Annotated in this window: 19 protein-coding genes and 2 tRNA genes; 12 read left to right on the top strand and 9 right to left on the bottom strand. The window is 54.3% G+C overall.

Translation table 11 applies throughout. The annotated features are described in order from the left end of the window. Positions 1 to 63: 63 nt before the first annotated feature. Positions 64 to 2,133: an LTA synthase family protein gene (locus WG219_12645; protein WXL24189.1), complete on the top strand. Its 2,070-nt coding sequence runs from the start codon at positions 64 to 66 to the stop codon at positions 2,131 to 2,133. A 95-nt stretch (positions 2,134 to 2,228) separates the two neighbouring features. On the opposite strand, the gene WG219_12640 is transcribed toward WG219_12645, so the two are convergent. From WG219_12640 to mobA, 5 genes are all read right to left on the bottom strand, one after another. Further along, a tRNA-Met gene (locus WG219_12640) sits at positions 2,229 to 2,305 on the bottom strand. Positions 2,306 to 2,441: 136 nt separating this feature from the next. Further along, positions 2,442 to 3,308, bottom strand: coding sequence for an excinuclease Cho (cho, locus tag WG219_12635; GenBank protein WXL24188.1), 867 nt, complete (start codon positions 3,306 to 3,308; stop codon positions 2,442 to 2,444). A 155-nt stretch (positions 3,309 to 3,463) separates the two neighbouring features. Next, positions 3,464 to 3,540: transfer RNA gene (locus WG219_12630), tRNA-Pro, on the bottom strand. Between the two features lie 131 nt (positions 3,541 to 3,671). Then, positions 3,672 to 3,893: a YgdI/YgdR family lipoprotein gene (locus WG219_12625; protein ID WXL24187.1), complete on the bottom strand. Its 222-nt coding sequence runs from the start codon at positions 3,891 to 3,893 to the stop codon at positions 3,672 to 3,674. Between the two features lie 79 nt (positions 3,894 to 3,972). Further along, the gene (gene mobA, locus WG219_12620; protein ID WXL24186.1) at positions 3,973 to 4,548 is read right to left on the bottom strand and encodes a molybdenum cofactor guanylyltransferase MobA; all 576 of its coding nucleotides are present in this window, start codon (positions 4,546 to 4,548) and stop codon (positions 3,973 to 3,975) included. Between the two features lie 67 nt (positions 4,549 to 4,615). Between mobA and moaB the strand changes: the two genes are divergently transcribed. Next, positions 4,616 to 5,155, top strand: coding sequence for a molybdenum cofactor biosynthesis protein B (gene moaB / locus WG219_12615; GenBank protein ID WXL24185.1), 540 nt, complete (start codon positions 4,616 to 4,618; stop codon positions 5,153 to 5,155). Further along, positions 5,152 to 6,354, top strand: coding sequence for a gephyrin-like molybdotransferase Glp (gene glp / locus WG219_12610; GenBank protein WXL24184.1), 1,203 nt, complete (start codon positions 5,152 to 5,154; stop codon positions 6,352 to 6,354). The genes moaB and glp overlap by 4 nt, the downstream gene beginning before the upstream one ends. A gap of 52 nt (positions 6,355 to 6,406) precedes the next feature. On the opposite strand, the gene WG219_12605 is transcribed toward glp, so the two are convergent. Continuing rightward, positions 6,407 to 7,429 (bottom strand): AraC family transcriptional regulator, encoded by a 1,023-nt coding sequence (locus WG219_12605; GenBank protein ID WXL24183.1) that lies wholly within the window; start codon positions 7,427 to 7,429, stop codon positions 6,407 to 6,409. A 187-nt stretch (positions 7,430 to 7,616) separates the two neighbouring features. After that, complete coding sequence (locus tag WG219_12600; GenBank protein ID WXL24182.1) at positions 7,617 to 8,315, bottom strand: pirin family protein; 699 nt, start codon at positions 8,313 to 8,315, stop codon at positions 7,617 to 7,619. A gap of 219 nt (positions 8,316 to 8,534) precedes the next feature. Here WG219_12600 and yegS point away from each other — a divergent pair, with 219 nt between their 5' ends. The 3 genes from yegS (at position 8,535) to WG219_12585 (ending at position 11,418) form a co-directional block, all read left to right on the top strand. Next, complete coding sequence (gene yegS, locus WG219_12595; protein WXL24181.1) at positions 8,535 to 9,452, top strand: lipid kinase YegS; 918 nt, start codon at positions 8,535 to 8,537, stop codon at positions 9,450 to 9,452. A gap of 128 nt (positions 9,453 to 9,580) precedes the next feature. Beyond that, complete coding sequence (locus WG219_12590) at positions 9,581 to 10,516, top strand: chemotaxis protein CheV (GenBank protein WXL24180.1); 936 nt, start codon at positions 9,581 to 9,583, stop codon at positions 10,514 to 10,516. Between the two features lie 86 nt (positions 10,517 to 10,602). Then, the gene (locus WG219_12585) at positions 10,603 to 11,418 is read left to right on the top strand and encodes an MOSC domain-containing protein (protein WXL24179.1); all 816 of its coding nucleotides are present in this window, start codon (positions 10,603 to 10,605) and stop codon (positions 11,416 to 11,418) included. Positions 11,419 to 11,461: 43 nt separating this feature from the next. On the opposite strand, the gene WG219_12580 is transcribed toward WG219_12585, so the two are convergent. Next, entirely contained in the window at positions 11,462 to 13,387 is a 1,926-nt protein-coding gene (locus tag WG219_12580) for a transglycosylase SLT domain-containing protein (protein WXL24178.1), read from the bottom strand. 297 nt (positions 13,388 to 13,684) lie between these two features. Here WG219_12580 and WG219_12575 point away from each other — a divergent pair, with 297 nt between their 5' ends. Both WG219_12575 and WG219_12570 read left to right on the top strand, forming a co-directional pair. Next, positions 13,685 to 15,610 (top strand): ATP-binding cassette domain-containing protein, encoded by a 1,926-nt coding sequence (locus WG219_12575; protein ID WXL24177.1) that lies wholly within the window; start codon positions 13,685 to 13,687, stop codon positions 15,608 to 15,610. A 60-nt stretch (positions 15,611 to 15,670) separates the two neighbouring features. After that, complete coding sequence (locus WG219_12570; GenBank protein ID WXL24176.1) at positions 15,671 to 16,357, top strand: hypothetical protein; 687 nt, start codon at positions 15,671 to 15,673, stop codon at positions 16,355 to 16,357. Positions 16,358 to 16,384: 27 nt separating this feature from the next. Here WG219_12570 and WG219_12565 read toward each other — a convergent pair whose 3' ends face one another. Continuing rightward, complete coding sequence (locus tag WG219_12565) at positions 16,385 to 16,825, bottom strand: universal stress protein (GenBank protein WXL24175.1); 441 nt, start codon at positions 16,823 to 16,825, stop codon at positions 16,385 to 16,387. Positions 16,826 to 16,896: 71 nt separating this feature from the next. Between WG219_12565 and WG219_12560 the strand changes: the two genes are divergently transcribed. The 4 genes from WG219_12560 (at position 16,897) to WG219_12545 (ending at position 21,656) form a co-directional block, all read left to right on the top strand. Beyond that, entirely contained in the window at positions 16,897 to 17,334 is a 438-nt protein-coding gene (locus WG219_12560) for a hypothetical protein (protein WXL24174.1), read from the top strand. Between the two features lie 651 nt (positions 17,335 to 17,985). Beyond that, on the top strand, positions 17,986 to 20,133 hold the full coding sequence (fadB, locus tag WG219_12555; protein WXL24173.1) for a fatty acid oxidation complex subunit alpha FadB: 2,148 nt from the start codon (positions 17,986 to 17,988) through the stop codon (positions 20,131 to 20,133). 30 nt (positions 20,134 to 20,163) lie between these two features. After that, entirely contained in the window at positions 20,164 to 21,339 is a 1,176-nt protein-coding gene (gene fadA, locus WG219_12550; protein WXL24172.1) for an acetyl-CoA C-acyltransferase FadA, read from the top strand. 74 nt (positions 21,340 to 21,413) lie between these two features. After that, positions 21,414 to 21,656 carry a DUF1653 domain-containing protein gene (locus WG219_12545; GenBank protein WXL24171.1) on the top strand — a complete coding sequence of 81 codons (243 nt, stop codon included), beginning with the start codon at positions 21,414 to 21,416 and terminating at the stop codon, positions 21,654 to 21,656. Positions 21,657 to 21,752: the final 96 nt, after the last annotated feature.

Here is a 21,752-nt window from a genome sequence, read left to right as displayed (position 1 = left end):
TATGTGCATGCTTGAAGTCGTATGCGGTTCATAACAACTCCTATTAATTGCATGAAGCTTTTTATGTCGAACGCATCCCTAAAAGATTTACCGCCTCCTGTTTTGTCGAGTACACCCTCAGTCAAATCGCATATGGCATTCGTATTGGGCAGCGCCTTGTTGTTCATGCTGGTCCTCAGCCTTTTGCGTTTGGCTTTGTTGGTCTACAACCGCGACATGATTCTGGATACCCCGGCAAGTGTTGTGCTTGAAGGGTTCTTTAATGGTTTGCGGTTTGACCTGCGTCTGACGGCCTACGTATTTATCCCTCTTCTAATTTGCCTGCTCAGCCTAAAAGCAATGGCGGCGCGAGGATTAATGCGGGCATGGTTGCTGTTGGCAACTTGCGTGGTGATATTGCTGGGTTGTCTGGAGTTGGACTTTTACCGTGAGTTTCACCAGCGCCTGAATGGCTTGGTGTTCCAGTACGTAAAAGAAGACCCGAAGACTGTCCTAAGCATGATCTGGTACGGCTATCCAGTAGTTCGATACCTTTTGGCTTGGATCGTCGGAACGTTGCTGTTGTTCTGGCTGTTTAAGCGCATTGACTTGGCCACTTGGAAAAACCGGCAGATTGTCCAAGGCGGTAAGGCTGTAGCAGGGTGGCCAGTGCGCCTGGTGGTGTTCCTGTGCTGTGCCGTGGTGGTGACGTTGGCCATACGTGGCACCCTGCGCCAAGGCCCGCCCATTCGCTGGGGGGATGCCTACACCACTGATTCACTCTTTGTTAACCAGTTAGGTGTTAACGGTACGCTTTCTCTAATTGATGCTGCCCGTAAGCAAATGGGGGAGGACCGCGACAATATATGGAAAAGCAGCCTGCCGACCGAACAGGCTCATCAGATCGTGCGCAAGATGTTGCTGACAGATCAGGATACGTTGGTGGACGCGGACAAGGCGCCGGTACGTCGCGATAGCCTGCCACTCGATGCAGGAACACTGAATGTTCGCAACGTAGTCGTCATCTTGATGGAAAGTTTCGCAGGGCACTCAGTTGGGGCGCTTGGTGCTAAACAGTCGGTGACTCCATATTTTGATCAGCTGGCCAAGGAGGGACTGCTGTTTACGCGCTTCTTATCTAACGGCACCCATACCCATCAGGGGATGTTTGCAACCATGGCCTGTTTCCCAAACCTGCCTGGTTTTGAATACCTGATGCAGACGCCGGAGGGCGCGCACAAATTGTCCGGCCTGCCAGCTGTACTGCAGCCGCGGAAGTTTGACGATGTTTATGTCTACAACGGTGACTTCGCCTGGGATAACCAATCAGGTTTTTTCGGTAACCAAGGCATGACCACCTTTATAGGTCGCAATGACTACGTTGACCCTGTGTTCTCTGATCCGACGTGGGGGGTGTCCGATCAGGACATGTTCGATCGTGCGCTGGTCGAGCTGAAAAAACGTGAAGGCAAAGAGCCGTTCTATGCACTACTGCAAACGCTTTCTAACCACACACCTTACGCCTTGCCGACACCGCTGCCGGTGGAACCGGTGACTAACCGTGGCAGCATGAATGAGCATCTGACCGCCATGCGTTATTCCGACTGGGCGTTGGGGCAGTTCTTTGAAAAGGCCCGTAAGGAGCCGTATTTCAAAGACACCTTGTTTGTTGTCTTGGGTGATCACGGTTTTGGAAACGAGCAACAGATTACCGGCATGGATCTGGGGCGTTTCAACGTACCGCTTTTGATGATAGCGCCGGGCATACAGGAAAAATTCGGCACTGAGAACAATGTGGTTGGCAGTCAGGTTGATGTTGTGCCGACGATCATGGGGCGCCTTGGTGGCGGCTATCGTCAGCAATGCTGGGGCCGCGATTTGCTTAGCCTGCCAGAAGGTGATCAAGGGTTCGCTATCTTCAAACCATCAGGCAGTGATCAGACGGTGGCCATTATCAAAGGGGATCAGATGTTGATTCAGCCTAAGGACATGAAAGAGCAGTCCTGGAGTTATCAGCTGGGTGCAGACCCTAAAGGCGCGCAGATTGAGTTGGATGAGCAAGCGGGTGAGCTGAAGCAGCAGCTTGAGGCTTATATCCAAAGCGCAACAGAAAGTCTGCTGGATAATACTGCTGGTACCCATGCAGTAGAGTGAGGGTACGAATAAGCCAGTCGCCAACAGGCTGGCTTATTCTCTGTAAATTCCGCCAGGCAATAAAAAAGGCCACTCATTGAGTGGCCTTTTGAATTTGGTTGCGGGAGCCGGATTTGAACCGACGACCTTCGGGTTATGAGCCCGACGAGCTACCAGACTGCTCCATCCCGCGGCCGCCATTCTAGTGTTTTACAGAGCTGTGTCAATCTAAATCTCAGATTATTTCTTTTTTATTCAGATGCTTAGGTGTGTGTTGTGCGACTTTAAGCGCTGCTGAATGAGGCTGGATGGCAGGTGTACAGTGCCTTTCAGGGGAATTGAGCGGTAAGGGCGTTGGTGGAAAAATCAATAATATTGCAAAGGCCGAAAATGATCGGGCGGACGAGAATTTTGTAGCTGTCTGCATCAAATGGTTGAGGAGCTGAGCTCGATGCTTGGCGTGCTGCTTCCTCAGTTGAGTAAGTGCCTAGGTAATGCCACTGGTTGATTACGTGATATTCCTGCAAGGTGCTACAGCTTTCATACAGTGCAATGGCTCCGGCGAATGGCCAGCGATAAACCTGCCACTGCGCCAGCGATGCCTGCAGTCGCTGGTGATGGGCCTCTCGGGTTTCCTTGCCACAACAAGCCCCCGCGCATTTGCCAATTTGAGCCCTGAAGCAAGCACGCCCGCTCGGGTGTTCAAGCCCGAGGAGGGTGTGACACAACCGCTCTTGATCCGCGAGTTCAAGTAAGGCCTCTTTAGCTGCCTTTCTACTCTTGAAAAGCCCGTACAGCTGACCCGTATTTTCCCAGGTTGTATCAACAAGTTCAGGGGTTAAACCCTGTAGGCGTATGGAGCACAAACGCTTCTTGCGTCGAAGGCGTTTGTTTGTCAGCGGTTGTAGTTCCTTGATGAGCTTGGACTCGAGAAGCAGGGCGCCGATTTCACCAGCTGTTAAGCGATATTCAATGCGCCGTGTTTGGCGTAACAGGTGCGCTTCTTCTTGAGTGCGCAAGTGAGAGAGCAGGCGTGCGCGGATGTCCACGCTTTTGCCGATGTACAGTGGCAGATCACCGTCCTCAGCAAAAAACAAATACACGCCGGGAGCCCTAGGTGCGGCTAGCACTTGCTCGCGCAGATGCTCCGGGTATTCGTATGGAGTTTTGGGTTTTGGCAAATTTGGTACAAGCATGCCTATATAGTGGGGTGCATGCCGAAAAATACGAGGACCATTGATCGGCGAGTGTCACCTCAACATGAGTATGTGAGGATGAGTCTGTCAGTGGGCCAAAACGACAAAACCCGCCGAAGCGGGTTTTGTTGGCAGTTCAATGATGAACTTGAATATGGTCGGAGAGACAGGATTCGAACCTGCGACCTTCTCGTCCCGAACGAGACGCGCTACCAAGCTGCGCTACACTCCGAATGGGGCCGCATTTTACCGAAAAACTTTTACAGCACAAGGGGTTAGCTTTGATTTTTTCTATCAGAAGCACGCTTGTGCTTGTCCTAAATTATCAATCACCCGGCAAGTGCCGGGTGATATCGCAGATATTCAGAGTTCTTTGACAGTGCGTACTTGGTCTTTGTTGACCTTGGCGCGCTTACCGTCAAGCTGCTGGAATTCGTAGAAGCCAGAATCTTCATCGAACACGGGTTCGTCGATGGTTTGGATTTCACGGCCATCATTCAGGGTGATGACGGCGGGGGAAGAACAGCCTGCCAGCGTCGCCAGACCAAATGCGATGAACAGGGCTGGTAGCAGTCGCTGATTCATTGGGAGTGTCTCCTTAATAATAATTTGCTTACGTGAGTATGATAAAAACTGTCTGACAGAGTTCCCAACCATAAAAAAACTATTTCACTACAAGCAAGCTTTGCGGCGTGTTGAAATTCGACAGCCTAGGATCGTCGGTTGGGCATTCGATAAAGACAGGTGCATGGCTGCTAAGCCAACGTTGGGGGCTGCGTTGGCCGGAGCGCCACTGCAATTCAAGATCATTGTTGAGCAGGGTCGGTATTAGGCAAAACAACGGCTCAATCCACCCGCCCGACTTCACAATCACGGGGTGCTGGCCGCAGCGGCTGATGATTTCTTCAATCAGTGTTTGGTCAACTCGTGGTGCATCGCAGGGTAGGACCAGCAACTGCGAGTGCCGGGCATTGCGTAAACCAGCGCGGATACCGGCAAGCGGTCCTTCAAATGTGGCGTCATCATCGGCAAACAGCCGATCTGCGTAAACGGAATAGGGCTCAGCGTTTCGGTTGCAAGAGATGATCAAGTCATCCGTCAGCGGGCGAACCACGCCATGAACCCATTCAATCATGGGGCGGCCTTGCCAGTGAATCAGGCCTTTATCTTGCCCGCCCATCCTTTGCCCACGTCCACCCGCCAATATCAGGATGGAAAAAGGCGTGAGTTGGTCGGGCATGGAACGTCTCTCGTTGAGGGGCTGTGATATAACGGCGAGCATTCTTGGATCAAGCGAGATACCTGCCATGAAGGACAAAGCAGAAGCCGTATTTGTGCCCCTAAATATAGCGGTACTGACCGTTAGTGACACCCGCAATCTGGATACCGATACATCCGGGCAGCTGTTGATCGAGCGTTTGCAGGGGGCAGGGCACACCTTGGCTCAGCGAGCCTTGCTGAAGGACGATCTATACAAAATACGAGCGCAAGTGGCGACCTGGATCGCGGACGATCAGGTACAGGTTGTGCTGATTACCGGAGGTACAGGTTTCACAGCACGGGACAGTACGCCAGAGGCTGTTACCTGCTTGCTGGACAAGCTAGTGGATGGATTTGGCGAGCTGTTCCGGCAGATTTCGGTTGCTGATATCGGAACTTCTACTATTCAATCCCGGGCGTTGGCGGGCCTTGCCAATGGCACCTTGGTTTGCTGCATGCCGGGCTCGACCAATGCTTGTCGCACGGCTTGGGATGGCATCTTGGCGGAGCAGTTGGATAATCGCCACCGTCCGTGCAATTTCGTGCCTCATCTCAAGAAGGCAGCTGCCTGCGAGACTCGCGGATGAATGCTCCCCTGATGCCTGTTGAGCAGGCACTACAGCAGTTGTTGGAGCAGGCAGAGGCCGCATTAATTATCGAGACGCAACAAGTCAGCCTGGATCAGGCTGATGGCCGGGTATTGGCTGAAGATGTGATTGCCAGCCTTGACCTGCCACCGTGGCCTAACAGTGCAATGGATGGCTATGCCCTGCGCTTGTCCGATTGGGTTGCTGAGGCGCTGCCGGTATCTCAACGCATTGTTGCTGGTAGTGCACCTGAACCTTTAGAGCGAGGTACCTGTGCCCGCATTTTTACCGGCGCACCGATGCCACAAGGTGCTGACACCGTTGAGATGCAGGAAAACATCACGCTGACAGACGATGGGCGTGTGGTGTTTACGCAGCCTTTGAAGGTGGGGCAGAACGTCAGGCCGCAAGGTCAGGAAACGCGCAAGGGTGATCGCGTGCTGGCCCAAGGCACTCGTCTTGGCCCGGTGGAATTGGGATTGGCGGCCTCGTTGGGGTTGAGCCACTTAACGGTGTGTCGTCGAGCACGAGTTGCCGTGCTTTCCACCGGAGATGAGTTGGTGGAGCCGGGTCAGGCCTTGGGTTTTGGTCAGATCTACAACAGTAATCGTCGCGTCCTCATCAGTTGGCTGCAGCGTCTTGGCTGCGAAGTCGTTGATGCTGGAATCTTGCCAGATAATCTGGAGCAGACACGAGCGGCGTTGGCGGCACTGGACCAGGTTGATCTGATTCTTTCAACCGGTGGTGTCTCTGTCGGTGAGGCGGACTTTCTCGGAGTAGCCCTGCGCGAAGAAGGTGAGTTGGTATTGTGGAAGCTGGCGATCAAACCCGGTAAGCCACTGACCTTTGGCCGCTTTAGAGGTGTGCCAGTAATGGGCTTGCCAGGTAATCCGGCTTCGACGCTGGTGACCTTCGGATTATTGGCGCGCCCCTACCTGTTGCGCCGTATGGGGGCTACTCAGGTTCAGCCACTGGGCTTTGATCTACCCGCTGGCTTCGCTTGGAATAAAGCGGGCAAACGCCGGGAGTATTTGCGGGCGCAAGTTCAGAATGGGCGCGTAGTGCTGTATCCCAATCAAAGTTCAGGTGTGCTGCTGAGTGCGGCCTGGGCAGACGGTTTTGCCGAGGTGCCGGAAAACACAACGCTGGCAGAAGGGGATGCTGTGCGGTTTATACCCCTGAGCGAGCTGCTGGTTTAAATCAGTAATAGATGATGAATGGCTGGGGGTTGGCCGTCCCTGGCCTTAGCGCTCAATGACTGCGCTGAATCTGGCGGAATTCGCCGGGTGTGTTCCCTGTCCAGCTCTTAAAGCTGCGGTGGAACGAGCGCGGCTCACTGAAGCCAAGCAGGCAGGCGATGGTCTGCACGGGCAATTCTGTGCGTAGCAGATAGTGCTCGGACAACTCTTTGCGCAGTTCTTCCAGAATTTGCTGATAGCTGGTGCCGGCAACTTGCAGGTGGCGCTGGAGAGTCCTGGCCGTCATAGCGAACTGTTCGGCAACACGCTCTTTGCGTGGCAGTCCATTGCGCAGTAGCAGACGCAGGGTGTTCTTTACCTGTTGCGGAAAAGGCTGATTGGCATCCAAACCGGACATGACATTCAGTGCGTGTTCTTCTAGGTTGTGCAGCAGGCGGGCATCAGCCTCTTTGAGCGGTAGATCAAGAAACTCATTGGGCACGATGAGGGCGCTTGCTGGCTGCTCGAACAGCACCGGACAGCCGAAGATGGCTTCGTATGCGGCAATTTGGGTGCCTTGTGGTTGGGCATGTTCAAACCACACTTCACACGGTGAGTATTGAGTGTCGGTGAGCCAGCGAGCAAACAGCAGCCAACTGGCGAGGGTGTTTTCCACCAGTTGGCGTTTTGTCTCGCCGGGTAGTGCGTGGCACAGCCAGCCCATATGGGTGGTTTCGCCTGTGCTGCGGATATCACTGGTACCTATATCGCTGACCAGTTTCTCGTAGGGCTGAATGCGGCTCATGGCTTCGCCCAGAGTGGCGCAGTTCATGGTGATATAGCCCAATAGGCTCCAGGATCCAGGTTGCACATAACGGGCGGAGTTCAGGCCGAAGAGCGGATCGCCGGAGCGTGCCAGCAGGTTTTCTAGCAGACGTTCAAACTGCTGACTGGGAATGCGTAGGCTGTTGTCTTCAAGATCGGCAGGTTTAAGCCCGGCACTGCGCAGTGCTTGCTCTATGTCTATACCGAGTTGTTCAGCGTGGCGGATGTATTTGTGCAAAACGGGAATGGCGGTGTAGCCGAGGTCGTTCATGGGGTCTTTGACACGAGATGTGGTGTATTGCGAGGAGGATGCGTACAGGATGCCCTGACGTCTTGGGTAGGCCGCCTAGTATAGGCCGATGGGGCGGGGAGACAAGTTGAATTGCCAGCAACTAGCTATGGCTTAGCCTGCTGGAGGGTGAAGGACCAAGCGGGGCGAACCCCGCTTGGTGGGGTTTTTAAGCCACGTCTACTAGAACGATTTCACTTTCTTCCAGTGCGGTCACGCGAATGACTTCCTCTTGTTCAATCGCAACACCATCGCGGGCGCTGGCCTTAACACCATTCACTTCAATGCTGCCGGTTGCAGGCACCAGATAGGCTTTACGGCTTGCACCAATAGCGTATTCAGCAGTCTGACCAACATTAAGCGTTGCGGCTACCACGCGGGCGTCGGTGCGGATTTTCAGGGCATCCGTGTCCGCTTCATGGCCGCTTGCTAGTACCACAAAGTTCCCAGAGCGGTCTCCTTTGGGGAATGGCTTGGTTCCCCAGGATGGTTGCAGGCCGGTCTTATCCGGGAAAATCCAAATCTGGAACAGCGTGGTGGTCTCTTTCTCCATGTTGAACTCGCTGTGGGCGATACCTGTCCCAGCGCTCATGACCTGCACATCACCCGCTTCAGTACGACCGTGGTTGCCCAAACTGTCGCGGTGGGTGATTGCCCCTTTACGCACGTAGGTGATGATTTCCATGTCACGGTGCGGGTGAGTCGGGAAACCACCGCCTGCAGCAATCTCATCGTCGTTCCATACGCGTAACGGGCCCCAGTTCATGCGAGCTGGGTCATAGTACTCAGAGAACGAAAAGTGGTAATGGGCATTCAGCCAACCGTGGTTGGCACGGCCAAGTTGGTTGAAAGGGCGTACTTCGATCATCTGCGTAACCTCCTAATTGGAGACGGCTGGGTTGCCGTATCCGCTGTTTATGGGGTAATGATCCATGAAATTAATTAGATTATAAATGCCTTATTTTTGCGCATAACAATCGAATAAATAGATGTGTTTGGGGTTTCGTCTAACCTGCAGGCGTAATGGGGAAGCTCTGCAATACTGAGTCAGGTGATGGGCATGCCGTTTAAATAGGAGGAGCTGTAGATGGATGTACGCAAAGCACTGCTGATCCTGCATGGAAAGCAAGCAATGAACGAGGATGTGCGCGCCGCTGTGGCGCAGCGCCGTGAGCTGGGTTGGCAGTTGGATGTCCGGGTGACTTGGGAAGGGGGCGATGCACAACGAATCGTTAACGAGGGGCTAGAGGCGGGGTATCCCATCCTGATCGCAGGCGGTGGTGATGGGACCTTGCGCGATGTGGCTGAAGCGATGGCTAAGGCTAAAACACAGGCTTCGCTGGTGCTGATGCCGTTAGGGACAGCCAATGATTTTGCCGTTGCAGCTGGTGTGCCGCTTGAGCCGTTGGCTGCGCTGGAGTTATTGGATCAGCCGGCGCAATTGATTGATCTGGGCAGCGTGGATGATCAGGTGTTCCTGAATATGGCCACGGGTGGCTTTGGCAGCAATGTCACTGCTAATACCTCTGAAGACCTCAAGCGCGTACTGGGTGGTGTTGCCTATTTTCTGACAGGGCTGACACGTTTTGCAGAAGTTCATTCCTCGTTTGCCCGTTTTACTGGGCCGGACTTTCAATGGGAGGGGGAGGTGCTGGCACTCGGGGTCGGCAACGGACGCCAGGCTGGTGGTGGACATCAGTTGTGTCCGCAGGCACAGGTGAATGATGGGCTGCTGGATGTCTGTATTGTTCCGGCAGCAGCGGATGCAGTCGGGACGTTGGGCACATTCCTGTCGGGCAGTATTAACGGAGTGGAAAGTGTTGCAGTGACTGCTCGCGTGCCTTGGCTAGAAGTTGAGGCCCCCGAAGGCTTGGATCTCAATTTAGACGGAGAACCCATAGAAACCACCCGTTCCCGTTTTCAGATCCTGCCGTCAGCGCTTCGTGTGCATTTACCCGCATCCTGCACGTTAACTGGAGCAGGTGCGCCAAATAATCGCGAATAAACGCGCTGGGGTGTAGCATGGTCAGGTAGTGGCTTGGTGCTATCTATTACAGTGGTGCCATCTGCTGCCGATACAGTGGATCAACAGGATTCAATCAGCCCAGTGGCGAGCAAATTCAGGAGTAAATGATGGCGGGCATTCTTGATACGGTGGATCAGCGCACCCAACTGGTGGGTGAGAACCGCCTGGAAATTCTGATGTTCCGCCTCACTGGGCGTCAGGTGTTTGCCATCAACGTTTTCAAAGTTCAGGAAGTGCTGCAATTACCAAAGCTGACGCTGATGCCCCAGCGTCATCGCTTTGTCTGCGGTGTTATCAATTTGCGCGGGCAAACCTTGCCGGTGATTGACCTGTCTCAGGCCATTGGTATGCGTCCGATTGTTCCTGATGAGCGCAGTACGATCATCGTCACCGAATATAACCGCTCAGTGCAGGCCTTTCTGGTCGGTGGGGTTGAACGCATCATTAACCTCAACTGGGAAGCCATCCAACCACCACCAGGTAGCGCAGGGCGGCAACACTACCTGACCGCGATCACTAAGGTTGAAGACCAGATCGTCGAGGTGATCGACGTGGAAAAGGTGCTGGCCGAGATCACCCCCATGAGCACCAAAGTATCGCCTGAGAAGCTGGCAGACCCCATGTTGGAATATGCCCGGGGGCGTGAAGTGTTGCTGGTGGATGACTCCAGTGTTGCCATCACCCAGTTACAGAGCACCTTGTCGCAGTTGGATATACGCTGCCACTGTGCAACAGATGGCTTGCGTGCATGGAATAAGCTCAAGGCTTGGGCAGATGAAGGTATCGACCTCAACGAGAAACTGTTGATGGTGGTGACCGACGCCGAAATGCCAGAAATGGACGGCTATCGCCTGACCACGGAAATTCGCAATGATCCGCGCATGCGAGATTTGTACGTGGTGCTGCATACGTCACTGTCCGGCAGCTTTAACGCTGCAATGGTGAAGAAGGTCGGCTGTGACAACTTCCTCTCCAAGTTTCAGCCAGACAAACTGGTTGATGTCATTCATGAGCGTCTGGAGCTACTGTACCCGACAGTGTAGGCATGGTCTGTTAACGGAAAGCGTTGGGGTTTCGTCTCGGTTGCACTTACAGTTAGCAGTGAGTGCATTTAACCGAGATCGACACCATGTTGCAGCTTTCCGAGCTTTATCGTTACCCCATTAAATCCTGCGCGGGCGAGACCCTTGCAGAGGCTTCTTTGGGGGCGCTGGGTGTACAAGGTGATCGTCGTTGGATGGTGGTTGACGCTGAAACTGGACGTTTTCTGACACAGCGCTTACTCAGCCAGATGACCCAATTGCATGCCCGCTGGCAGGGTGATGGAGCGCTGCATGTTTCTGCACCAGGGATGCCTGAGCTTGAGATTGCGGTGCCCGGTGCAGATGACAATCTAAAAGGCGTCACTATCTGGCGGGATACCCTAGAAGTGCCGGATGCCGGTGATCAGGCTGCCAAATGGTTCAGTGATTGGTTGCAGCGGCCATGCAGATTAGTGCAAGTGCCCGACGCCAGAGCACGGCATGTGATCAATGCCTATCCCAAGTATGCCCAGGCCGAAGACCGGGTCGCGTTTGCTGACGGCTTTCCATTGCTGTTGATTGGCCAGGCTTCGCTGGACGATCTTTCCCGGCGCGTTGGCCGCCCTTTGTCGATGCTGCGTTTTCGGCCGAATCTGGTGGTGGCAGGAGCTGAGCCCTATGCCGAAGACAGCTGGAAGCGCATCCGTATCGGTGAGATGGAGCTTCGTGTGGCCAAGGGCTGTGCCCGTTGCATCATGACTACGCTGGACCCTGAAACAGGGGAGCGCAGTGAAGATCGCGAGCCGCTGACGACCCTGATGACTTACCGCAAGCGTGACGATGGGATTTATTTCGGTCAGAACCTGGTTCCCTGTGGGGAGGGGCGTCTGGTGACCGGCATGCCGGTAGAGGTGATCGAGTAACGCGCAAGCCTGCACGCCCGTTGAGGGCGTGCAGGGATGTCGATTACTGATCGAAGTAGCGCTCGTGCCACGCCACCAGCGGTTGTGGCGAATTAAGTTTATTGCCGTAGATCACTGAGTAAGACAGAACGTTCTGAACATACTGGCGGGTTTCGTCGAACGGAATGTTCTCGATCCAGACGTCATAAGACAGGTGATTGGCCCCACGCAGCCACTGGCGTACGCGGCCCGGCCCGGCGTTGTAAGCGGCTGAAGCCAGTACACGGTTGCCGTTGAACTGTCCGTAAATCTGGCTCAAATAGGCTGCACCCAACTGAATATTGATTTCAGGTCGGAAAGCCTGCTGAGGGGAAGCCAGCGGAATACCAAAGCGTTTGGCGGTTTCCTTAGCGGTTGCTGGCATCAGTTGCATCAGGCCCATGGCGCCTACGTGGGAGCGAGCGTCAGCCATAAAGGCGCTTTCTTGACGGGTGATGGCAAAGACCCAGCTTGAGTGAATATCACGGTTGCGGGCTTCGCGAACCAAGGCGTCACGGTGGGCCATTGGGAAGCGAACATCCAAATCATCCCAGTACTGAGCCTGACTGATCGCGCGGATCGCAGGGAAATACCAGCCCATTTCATAACCGATGCGGGCTTGCGCCACCATTTCATCACGGCTGAACAGGCGGGTGACGTTGTACCACTCGCGGCGTCCGTCGGCGATCTGGCCACGGGCGTGAAACTCCAGTGCACGACGAATAGCAGCAGAGTTGCGGACTTTCTGGATGGTTTGCGGACTCAATGCCAGTGGTTTGTTATTGAGCTGGTAGGGCGCTTTGACCTGATCTGCGGCCATAAAACCATAGAAGTCACGCTCCTTGGCCAAGGCCTGATACAGCGGGATGGGCTCTTTGCTGTTGGGCTTGGCCAGTTGCAGGCTGCGGGCCTGCCAGTAGCGCCAGCGGTTAGTGCTGATCAGGTCTGCTGGCATACGTTTGGTCAGCTGATAGGCTTCTTCCCAACGACCCAGGCGTAGCAACAGGCGTGCGCGCCATTCGGTGACGTTATTGTCGCGCAGCTCCGGGTCGTACTTGGCCATCACGTCCAAAGCACGGGCATCAAAGCGACGGGCCAAGGTCAAGCCGATTTCACGGGCGATGGCGACTTGCTCATCTTTGGAAAACTTCATGCGCTGGGTATAGCCATCCAGCAGGCTGAGCGCAGCTTCGGGATCTTGGCGGGCCAAACGGCGCAGGCCAAGACTGACAACATCACCCGTGGCGTGATCGGTTTGGGTAATGCGCCCGGTCTGCTTAAGCAGTTCGGGTTTTTGAGCCACTTGCAGGAGCAGTTGGCCTTGGTTGCTGAGAGTCGTCAGGGTTTTGCTGAGGTGGGTCACCAGGCCATAGTTGCGGGCTTCTGCTGCCAGCTTGGCCCGTTGCCAGCGTTTTTCTTCGGTCAGTTGGCCGTCAGCTGCCCAGCGCTGAAATAGTGGATCACAGGCGTTGGGTTGTGATTTGCCCACCAACCAGAGCTTTTCAGCGGCAGCATGAGCTTCCTTTCGCATGCCCTGGTTGAACAGGTATTGACCGTACAGGCAGTCCAGTTCAGTGAACTTCAGCCCGGGGTCGTAATAATTGGCAAATGTTTTCCACTCTCCACGTTCGGCTACCCAACGTAGCCAGCGCAGTTTCATCCAGCCGATTTGCGGCAAGTCACCATGTTCCGTGATGAATTTTTCGATTTCTTCATTGCTGGCGGACTTGAGCCGGGCTGTCAGCTCGTCATAGGCGAGGTAGGGCTCCAGTGGGTAGTCGCGCAGCTCATTGGCGTAGCGCAGGTAAGGGCCCTTGTCGCCTTTGGCCAATGCAGCCTTGGCTTGGTCGTAGTAGAGCCGCTGCTGGGCCAGTGTTGCGGCTTGGGCAGTTGAAAGACAGACAGTAGACGCCAACAGGCAGGAGAGCAGTTTCAACAAAGGGGCTCGCATGACTCATCCATAAATAGCAGTAGTGCAATCCCACTAGCTTAGTCGTTTGCCTTAACTCGGAGAAGGCTCAGGGCGGTAATGAAAGCGGTTGAGCACTTTGATGTAAGCCAAATCATGTGTGTAGGCACTGTTTGCTTGGTTTACAGAGCTATCGGGAAATTGCCAGCGATACGAGACGACAACTCAGGGTAGAATGCGCGCCCAGTTTTGCAGCCTGCGTGCTGTGGAAGATTACTCCGGGAGGCGGTGTCTGGTTTACCAGTGAGCCCAACTCCCGCCGTTATGTTGAGGCGTGTGATGACCCTGCTCAAATTCTCTGATGTGTCCCTGGCTTTTGGCGCAATGCCGTTGCTGGACAAAGTGTCCTGGCAGATCGCCAGGGGCGAGCGGGTGTGCATCATCGGCCGTAACGGCACGGGTAAGTCCAGCATGCTTAAGTTGGTTAAGGACCTACAAAAGCCTGACGACGGCTCAATCTGGCGTGCACCCGGTTTGAAAATCGGTGAGCTGCCCCAAGAACTGCCTGTTGCTGATGGGCGCAGTGTGTTTGATGTGGTCGCCCAGGGCTTGGACGGTGTAGGTGAATTGCTCGCGCAGTATCACCACCTCAGCCAGAACATCACCAATGATGAGGACTTGGACAAGCTCATGCGCGTGCAGCAGGAGCTTGAGGCTCGTGATGGTTGGCGCTTACAGCAACTGGTAGACAGCACCCTGAGCCGCTTGCAATTGCCTGCTGAAAAAACCTTGGCTGAGCTGTCCGGCGGTTGGCGCCGTCGTGTGCTGTTGGCTCAGGCGCTGGTCTCTGAGCCTGATTTGTTGCTGCTGGACGAGCCTACCAACCACCTGGACATCGGTGCCATTGCCTGGCTGGAAGAGGCGTTGAAGGAGTTTCAGGGCGCGGTGCTATTTATTACCCACGACCGTTCTTTCCTGCAAAACCTCGCCACCCGCATTCTTGAGTTGGATCGCGGCGGTCTGATCGACTGGAACGGCGATTACGCCAGCTTCCTTGTACATAAGGAAGCTGTTCTGGCGGCAGAAGAGACTGCCAACGCGCTGTTCGACAAACGTCTGGCTCAGGAAGAAGTGTGGATTCGACAGGGCATCAAAGCCCGTCGTACCCGTAACGAAGGGCGTGTACGTGCTCTGAAAGCCATGCGCCAGGAACGTAGCCAGCGCCGCGAGCGTACTGGTAAAGCGAGCTTCCAACTGGAGACCTCGGAGAAGTCGGGCAAGCAGGTCATGGTGCTTGAAAATGTCAGCTTCGCCCATCCAGGCGGCCCTGAACTGATCAAGGATTTCTCCATGGTGCTGCAGCGGGGCGATCGCATTGGTTTTCTGGGGGCTAACGGTACCGGCAAAACCACCTTGCTCAAGCTTATGCTGGGGGATCTTCAGCCGACTAAGGGCACTGTAGAGGTGGGGACGCGCCTAGAGGTTGCTTACTTTGATCAGCTGCGAAACCAGCTGGATTTAGAAAAAACCGTTATCGATAACATTTCTGAAGGCCGCGACTTTATCGAAATTGATGGCCAGAACCGACACGTCCTGAGCTATCTGGGCGACTTCCTGTTCAGTCCGCAGCGCGCCCGTACCCCGGTTAAAGCCCTGTCTGGTGGTGAGCGCGCCCGTCTGTTGCTGGCCAAGTTGTTCAGCAAGCCCGCCAACTTGCTGGTGCTGGATGAGCCGACCAACGACCTGGATGTGGAAACCCTTGAACTGTTGGAAGAGGTCCTGCTGACTTTCTCTGGCACGGTACTGATGGTCAGCCACGACCGGGCGTTCCTCGATAACGTCGTAACCAGTACTTTAGTTTTTGAAGGTGAAGGCCGAGTGCGGGAATATGTGGGCGGCTATCAGGATTGGCTGCGCCAGGGTGGATCACCCCGCCTGCTGGGCGTTGGTGAAACCAAAGGCGGTAAGCCAGAGCTGCAATCGGCTGTGGTGCCAGCTCCTGTTGAGGCCGCGGTGGTTGAGCCAGAAGCCCCCGCACCGGCCAGTAAGAAGAAGCTTAGCTACAAGTTGCAGCGCGAGCTGGAAGCAATCCCAGGGCAGATTGATGAGCTTGAAGCGAAACTGGCTGCTTATCAGGAGCAAATTGGTGACCCTGGTTTTTACCAGCAGCCTGTAGAGGTGACGTCCAAAGTGCTTGAGGCGATGCAGGCTGCGCAGCAAGAGCTGGACCACCTGATCGAACGATGGGCCGAGCTGGAAGGGTAAGTGCCATCTAGCGCTGCATGCGTTAGAGGTAGTGTTTAGTGGATTCTGGCGGGGACTTTCATGAGTATCGAGTACAGCATTATTCTCGATGACGACCATCAGTTCAGTTACAAAATTGAGCTTGATCGGGTTTATAGCGCGCAGGACGCGCAACAAGCACCCGCATGGACGCGACTTGAGCACGAACGCTGCACTAACTGCCCGCTGAGCAAAGACCAATTTAGCCATTGCCCTGCAGCGGTGGACCTGCACCGTGTGATCGAGGATTTTCAAGGGCTGCCTGCATTCCAGAAGGTCTCTGTCTCGGTACGTACCCCTGAGCGTGAATATGCTAAGTACCTGGGGTTGGAGGAGGGGTTACGAGCACTCTTAGGGGTGATCATGGCCACCAGTGCGTGCCCCGTCTTGAATAAATTGAAGCCGATGGCGTTGCAGCACTTGCCATTCGCCAACTCCCAGGAGTTCACCTTACGCGTAGTTTCCCTTTACCTCACTCAGCAATACTTCAACTACAAAGAGGGGCGAATACCAGATTGGGACATGAAGGGGCTGGTGCGGCTCTTCCAACAATTGCAGTTGGTCAACCAGGCTTTTTGGCAGCGTATTCATGCTACCTGTGAGGGGGACTCAAACCTAAAGGCCTTCCTCAGCTTCTTTTCCATGTCGTCCAGCATCACCTACTCACTGGAAACCCAGTTGCAGAAAGTCAGGCCGCTGGTTATGGGGCCTAAAGAGGCAGGAGAATAAGGCTTATGCCTTATTCTCCGTTGGCACTTACTCTGATTTTTTTAGGCGTACTGCCAAGACATCGCAAGGCGCGCTGTGCAGGACGTCGTTAGCTGTTGAGCCCAGCAATAGGGCGAGTCCATGACGACCATGACTGCCAACGATAATCAAATCGCAACCTTGTTCTGACGCCAATCGATGGATTTCCTGACGTGGCTGGCCGTATGTCAGGTGGCGCCTGTCTTCGCTCAGGTCTGGGTATTTACCGGCAAAAGCATCGAGCCGTTGTCGGGCTTGGTCATATTGCTGCTGTTGCAGCATCGAAAGGTCCATGGGAACGTCGCCACCAAAGGCCATCGCCATTGGTTCGACAACATGAACCACAGATAATAGTGCCCCGCTTGCGGAGGCTACTTTTTGAGCCCGATGCATGACCGGATCGCATTCGTCTGTTAGGTCTACGGCGACCAGAATGTGCTGGTAAGGCATGGCAGTTACTCCTCTTGAGGTCGATGGTTTTAGTATGGCCTTCCCGTTTTTTAAATCTTTGAGATTACGCAATGAATGTCTGGTTAATGCTTCTGCTCCTGGCCGTGGTGCTCAGTCCGCTTTCGCTGCTGATGCCGTCGAAACGGCAAAGGGGGCGGATGGATGTGCGCTTGGAGGCCCGGCGCATGGGGCTGGCTATGCAGCTGTCCCGTGAGCAATGGCCGCACTGGATGTCGCAAACAGCCCCAGATTCATGCCCACACTACCACCGTGCGCGCCGCAGGGGGAGCAATGATAGCTGGTGTTACTGGCAATCGGAGCCTGGGCAGTGGCTAAACAAGTGGCGTGAACCTTGTGAGGACGCCACTCTTTTAGAGCAGTTACTTGTATTGCCAGGTGATGTCTACAAGGTTGAAGCAAATGCAAAAGTGCTGGCGCTATGGTGGGGCGAACGGGGCGGCAGTGAGGCGCTTGAAAAGGTGGCAGCGTTCATTAAAGCGCGCGCCTAAAAAGAAAGCCCAGAGCAACTCTGGGCTTTAGATAGGCCAGGCAGGCCGGAAATCGATAGTTCGAGATGCGAAAAGACACGTTCAGGACAGGGGCTACCCTGAGCGGAACTGAATGCCTCAATTGTAGACCGATATAGACGTTTCCATAAGCTTGACGTTGAGGATCATGTTTAGCGGCTTACGGACTATGAATCACCCCGTATAAATGAGGTTGATTGCGGCGTTATCTGCTGGCTGGCCTTTCCAGTCGTCATGGCTGAGAGTATTCATTTAGACGTCTTGCCGGGCATTTTGGCTGCGCCTCTGGGCCGAAAATTACTGCCTATATTGCTCGCATTCCCTCCCATTACTGATCATCCGATAGCAGAGTTGGATACGTTTGTTCAGTGCGATAACGTAATTTTTTGTACAGGCAAATAAGCGTATAACTCCCAATTGACAAGCGCTGGCTTTTCCGTGAAGGTGTGCACACCCAAGTCAAACGGGCGTATGAATTGAGCGTTTGTTTTATACAAATGCCTTCCTGCCCGATTATCGCGTCGGTGGGTGTGCCAGGCTGATTGGGGCTACATTGCACAGTTCATCTGTGGAGTAGCTTGCTGGTTGGCTCCGATGTGTACTGTTCAGCTTCCATACCGTGGAGATCAGTTGATGATTTACGAAGGTAAAGCCATCACGGTTAAGGCTCTTGAGAGCGGCATCGTCGAACTGCAATTCGACCTCAAGGGTGAATCCGTCAACAAATTCAACCGTCTTACCCTAAATGAACTGCGTCAAGCTGTTGATGCAATCAAGGCTGATGGTTCGATCAAAGGCGTGATTGTTACCAGTGGCAAAGACGTGTTCATTGTTGGTGCCGACATCACCGAGTTCGTCGACAACTTCCAGCTGCCTGAGGCAGACCTGGTCGCTGGCAACCTCGAAGCCAACAAAATCTTCAATGATTTCGAAGACCTGCCTGTCCCTACAGTAGCAGCCATCAATGGCATTGCACTGGGCGGTGGTTTTGAAATGACTCTGGCTGCTGACTACCGCGTAGCCAGCGAAGCTGCCAAGATTGGCCTGCCTGAAGTTAAACTGGGTATCTACCCAGGCTTTGGCGGTACCGTTCGTCTGCCACGCGTAATCGGTACTGATAACGCCGTTGAGTGGATCGCCTCCGGTAAAGAAAACAAGCCTGCCGACGCGTTGAAAGTCGGTGCAGTTGACGCAGTCGTTGCTGCCGACAAATTGCAGGAAGCGGCACTGGATCTGATCAAGCGCGCCATCTCCGGCGAGCTGGACTACAAGGCTAAGCGTCAGCCGAAGCTGGAGAAGCTCAAGCTCAACGCTATCGAACAAATGATGTGCTTCGAAACCGCCAAAGGTTTTGTTGCCGGTCAGGCTGGCCCGAACTACCCAGCACCGGTTGAAGCGATCAAGACCATTCAGAAAGCGGCCAACCAAGGCCGTGACAAAGCTCTGGAAATCGAAGCCGCTGGATTTGCCAAGCTGGCTAAAACTTCCGTTGCGGAGAGCCTGATTGGTCTGTTCCTGAATGATCAGGAACTGAAGAAAAAAGCCAAGAAACACGATGAAATCGCTAATGACGTGAAACTGGGTGCTGTACTCGGTGCCGGTATCATGGGTGGCGGTATTGCTTACCAGTCCGCTTCAAAAGGGACTCCGATCCTGATGAAGGATATCCGCGAAGAGGGTATCCAGATGGGGTTGAACGAGGCCTCAAAACTGCTGGGCAAGCGTGTTGAAAAAGGCCGCATGACGCCTGCGAAGATGGCTGAAGCACTGAATGCCATCCGCCCGACCATGTCCTACGGCGATTTTGGCCATGTTGATATCGTGGTTGAAGCTGTAGTTGAGAACCCGAAGGTCAAGCACGCTGTGCTGGCTGAGGTAGAAGGGTATGTGAAAGAGGACGCCATCATCGCGTCCAACACGTCCACTATCTCCATCACTTACTTGGCTCAAGCGCTGAAGCGTCCTGAGAACTTTGTGGGCATGCACTTCTTCAACCCGGTTCACATGATGCCGCTGGTTGAGGTTATTCGTGGTGAGAAGTCCAGCGAGAAGGCTGTGGCGACTACTGTTGCTTACGCCAAGAAGATGGGCAAAACCCCGATCGTGGTCAACGATTGCCCAGGCTTCCTGGTAAACCGTGTGCTGTTCCCGTACTTCGGCGGTTTCGCCAAGCTGGTAAGCGCTGGTGTCGACTTTGTGCGCATCGACAAGGTCATGGAGAAGTTCGGCTGGCCTATGGGCCCGGCTTACCTGATGGACGTTGTGGGTATCGACACCGCTCACCATGCACGTGATGTGATGGCAGAAGGTTTCCCAGAGCGTATGAAGGAAGAGCGCAAAACTGCTGTTGATGCGCTGTACGAAGCCAATCGCCTGGGTCAGAAGAACGGCAAAGGTTTCTACGCTTACGAGACCGACAAGCGTGGTAAGCCGAAGAAAGTGGCTGACGCCGATATTCAGGCAGTACTCGCGCCGGTTGTGTACGAGCAGCGTGAAGTGACTGATGAAGACATCATCAACTTCATGATGATCCCTCTGTGCTTGGAAACCGTTCGCTGCCTGGAAGATGGCATTGTCGACTCGGCAGCTGAGGCAGATATGGGCCTGATCTACGGTATTGGTTTCCCTCCGTTCCGTGGTGGCGCGCTGCGCTACATCGATTCGGTTGGTGTTGCCGAGTTCGTAGCCCTTGCTGACAAGTACGCTGACCTGGGTGCGCTGTACACACCGACTGCGAAACTTCGCGAAATGGCCGCCAAAGGCCAGAAGTTCTTCGGTTAAGCGCGCAACGACTAGAGCGAGAGTAAATTTATGAGCCTGAATCCTAGAGATGCAGTGATCGTCGACTTCGGTCGTACCCCAATGGGTCGTTCCAAGGGCGGCATGCACCGTAATACCCGCGCTGAAACTATGTCGGCGCACCTGATCAGCAAGCTGCTGGAGCGCAACACTAAAGTTGACCCGGCAGAAGTTGAAGACGTTATCTGGGGCTGCGTAAACCAAACCCTGGAGCAGGGCTGGAACATTGCCCGTATGGCGTCGCTGATGACTCAGATCCCACACACCAGTGCAGGTCAAACTGTCAGCCGTCTGTGTGGCTCTTCCATGAGCGCGCTGCACACTGCCGTGCAAGCTATCCAGACCGGTAACGGTGACGTGTTCGTCGTGGGTGGTGTCGAGCACATGGGCCACGTTGGCATGATGCACGGCGTTGATCCGAATCCACATCTGTCCCTGTACGCTGCTAAGGCTTCGGGCATGATGGGGCTGACCGCAGAAATGCTGGGCAAAATGCACGGTATCAGCCGCGAGCAGCAGGATGCCTTCGGTGAGCGTTCTCACCGTCTGGCGCACAAGGCAACTGTCGAAGGCAAGTTCAAGGATGAAATCATCCCGATGCAAGGCTACGACGAGAATGGCTTCCTGAAAGTTTTCGACTACGACGAAACCATTCGTCCGGAAACAACCCTTGAAAGCCTGGCTGCCCTTAAGCCTGCCTTTAACCCAAAAGGCGGAACTGTGACTGCAGGTACTTCCTCGCAGATCACTGATGGCGCTTCCTGCATGATTGTCATGAGCGCTCAGCGTGCTCAGGACTTGGGCATTCAACCGATGGCTGTAGTTCGCGCCATGGCTGTTGCCGGTGTGGACCCGGCGATCATGGGTTACGGGCCTGTACCGTCAACTCAGAAAGCTCTGAAACGCGCAGGTCTGACCATCAACGACATCGACTTCATCGAACTCAATGAAGCCTTTGCAGCCCAAGCTCTGCCTGTGCTGAAAGATCTGAAGGTTCTCGATAAGATGGATGAGAGGGTCAACCTGAATGGCGGTGCGATTGCATTGGGTCATCCGTTTGGTTGTTCCGGTGCACGTATCTCCGGTACCCTGCTCAACGTGATGAAGCAAAATGGCGGCACCCTGGGTGTGTCTACCATGTGCGTGGGTCTCGGTCAGGGTATCACCACCATTTTCGAACGCCTGTAGTCAGCGCGTTTTTGAAATGGAAAACCGGGGCTCAGGCCCCGGTTTTTGTTTTTTGAGTACAGTACTGAATGAATATGGAAACACAGATACAACCTGGTCTCTATCGCCATTACAAAGGCCCTGAGTATCGCGTTCTGGGTGTAGCAAGGCACACTGAGACCGAGGAGCTTATGGTTGTTTATCAGGCATTGTATGGTGAGTTTGGCCTGTGGCTGAGGCCCCTGGACATGTTCAGCAGCACTGTAGATGTTGATGGTGAAACGGTTCCACGTTTTGCGCTGATCAAGGTCGAAGACTCAGTATTGACTCGGTTTTGAGCTGCACTAAACGCTTGCTGAACTTGACCTTCGCTAAAGCACCACTATATATAGCGGTGCCGCATTAGCATCTGTACAGCACCTCCCGCTTTTTAT

Source organism: Pseudomonas mendocina, assembly GCA_037482215.1.
Classification (GTDB): domain Bacteria; phylum Pseudomonadota; class Gammaproteobacteria; order Pseudomonadales; family Pseudomonadaceae; genus Aquipseudomonas; species Aquipseudomonas mendocina_E.
The sequence above is the reverse complement of the archived record's forward strand: the minus strand, read 5'-3'. Positions and strand labels throughout refer to the sequence as shown.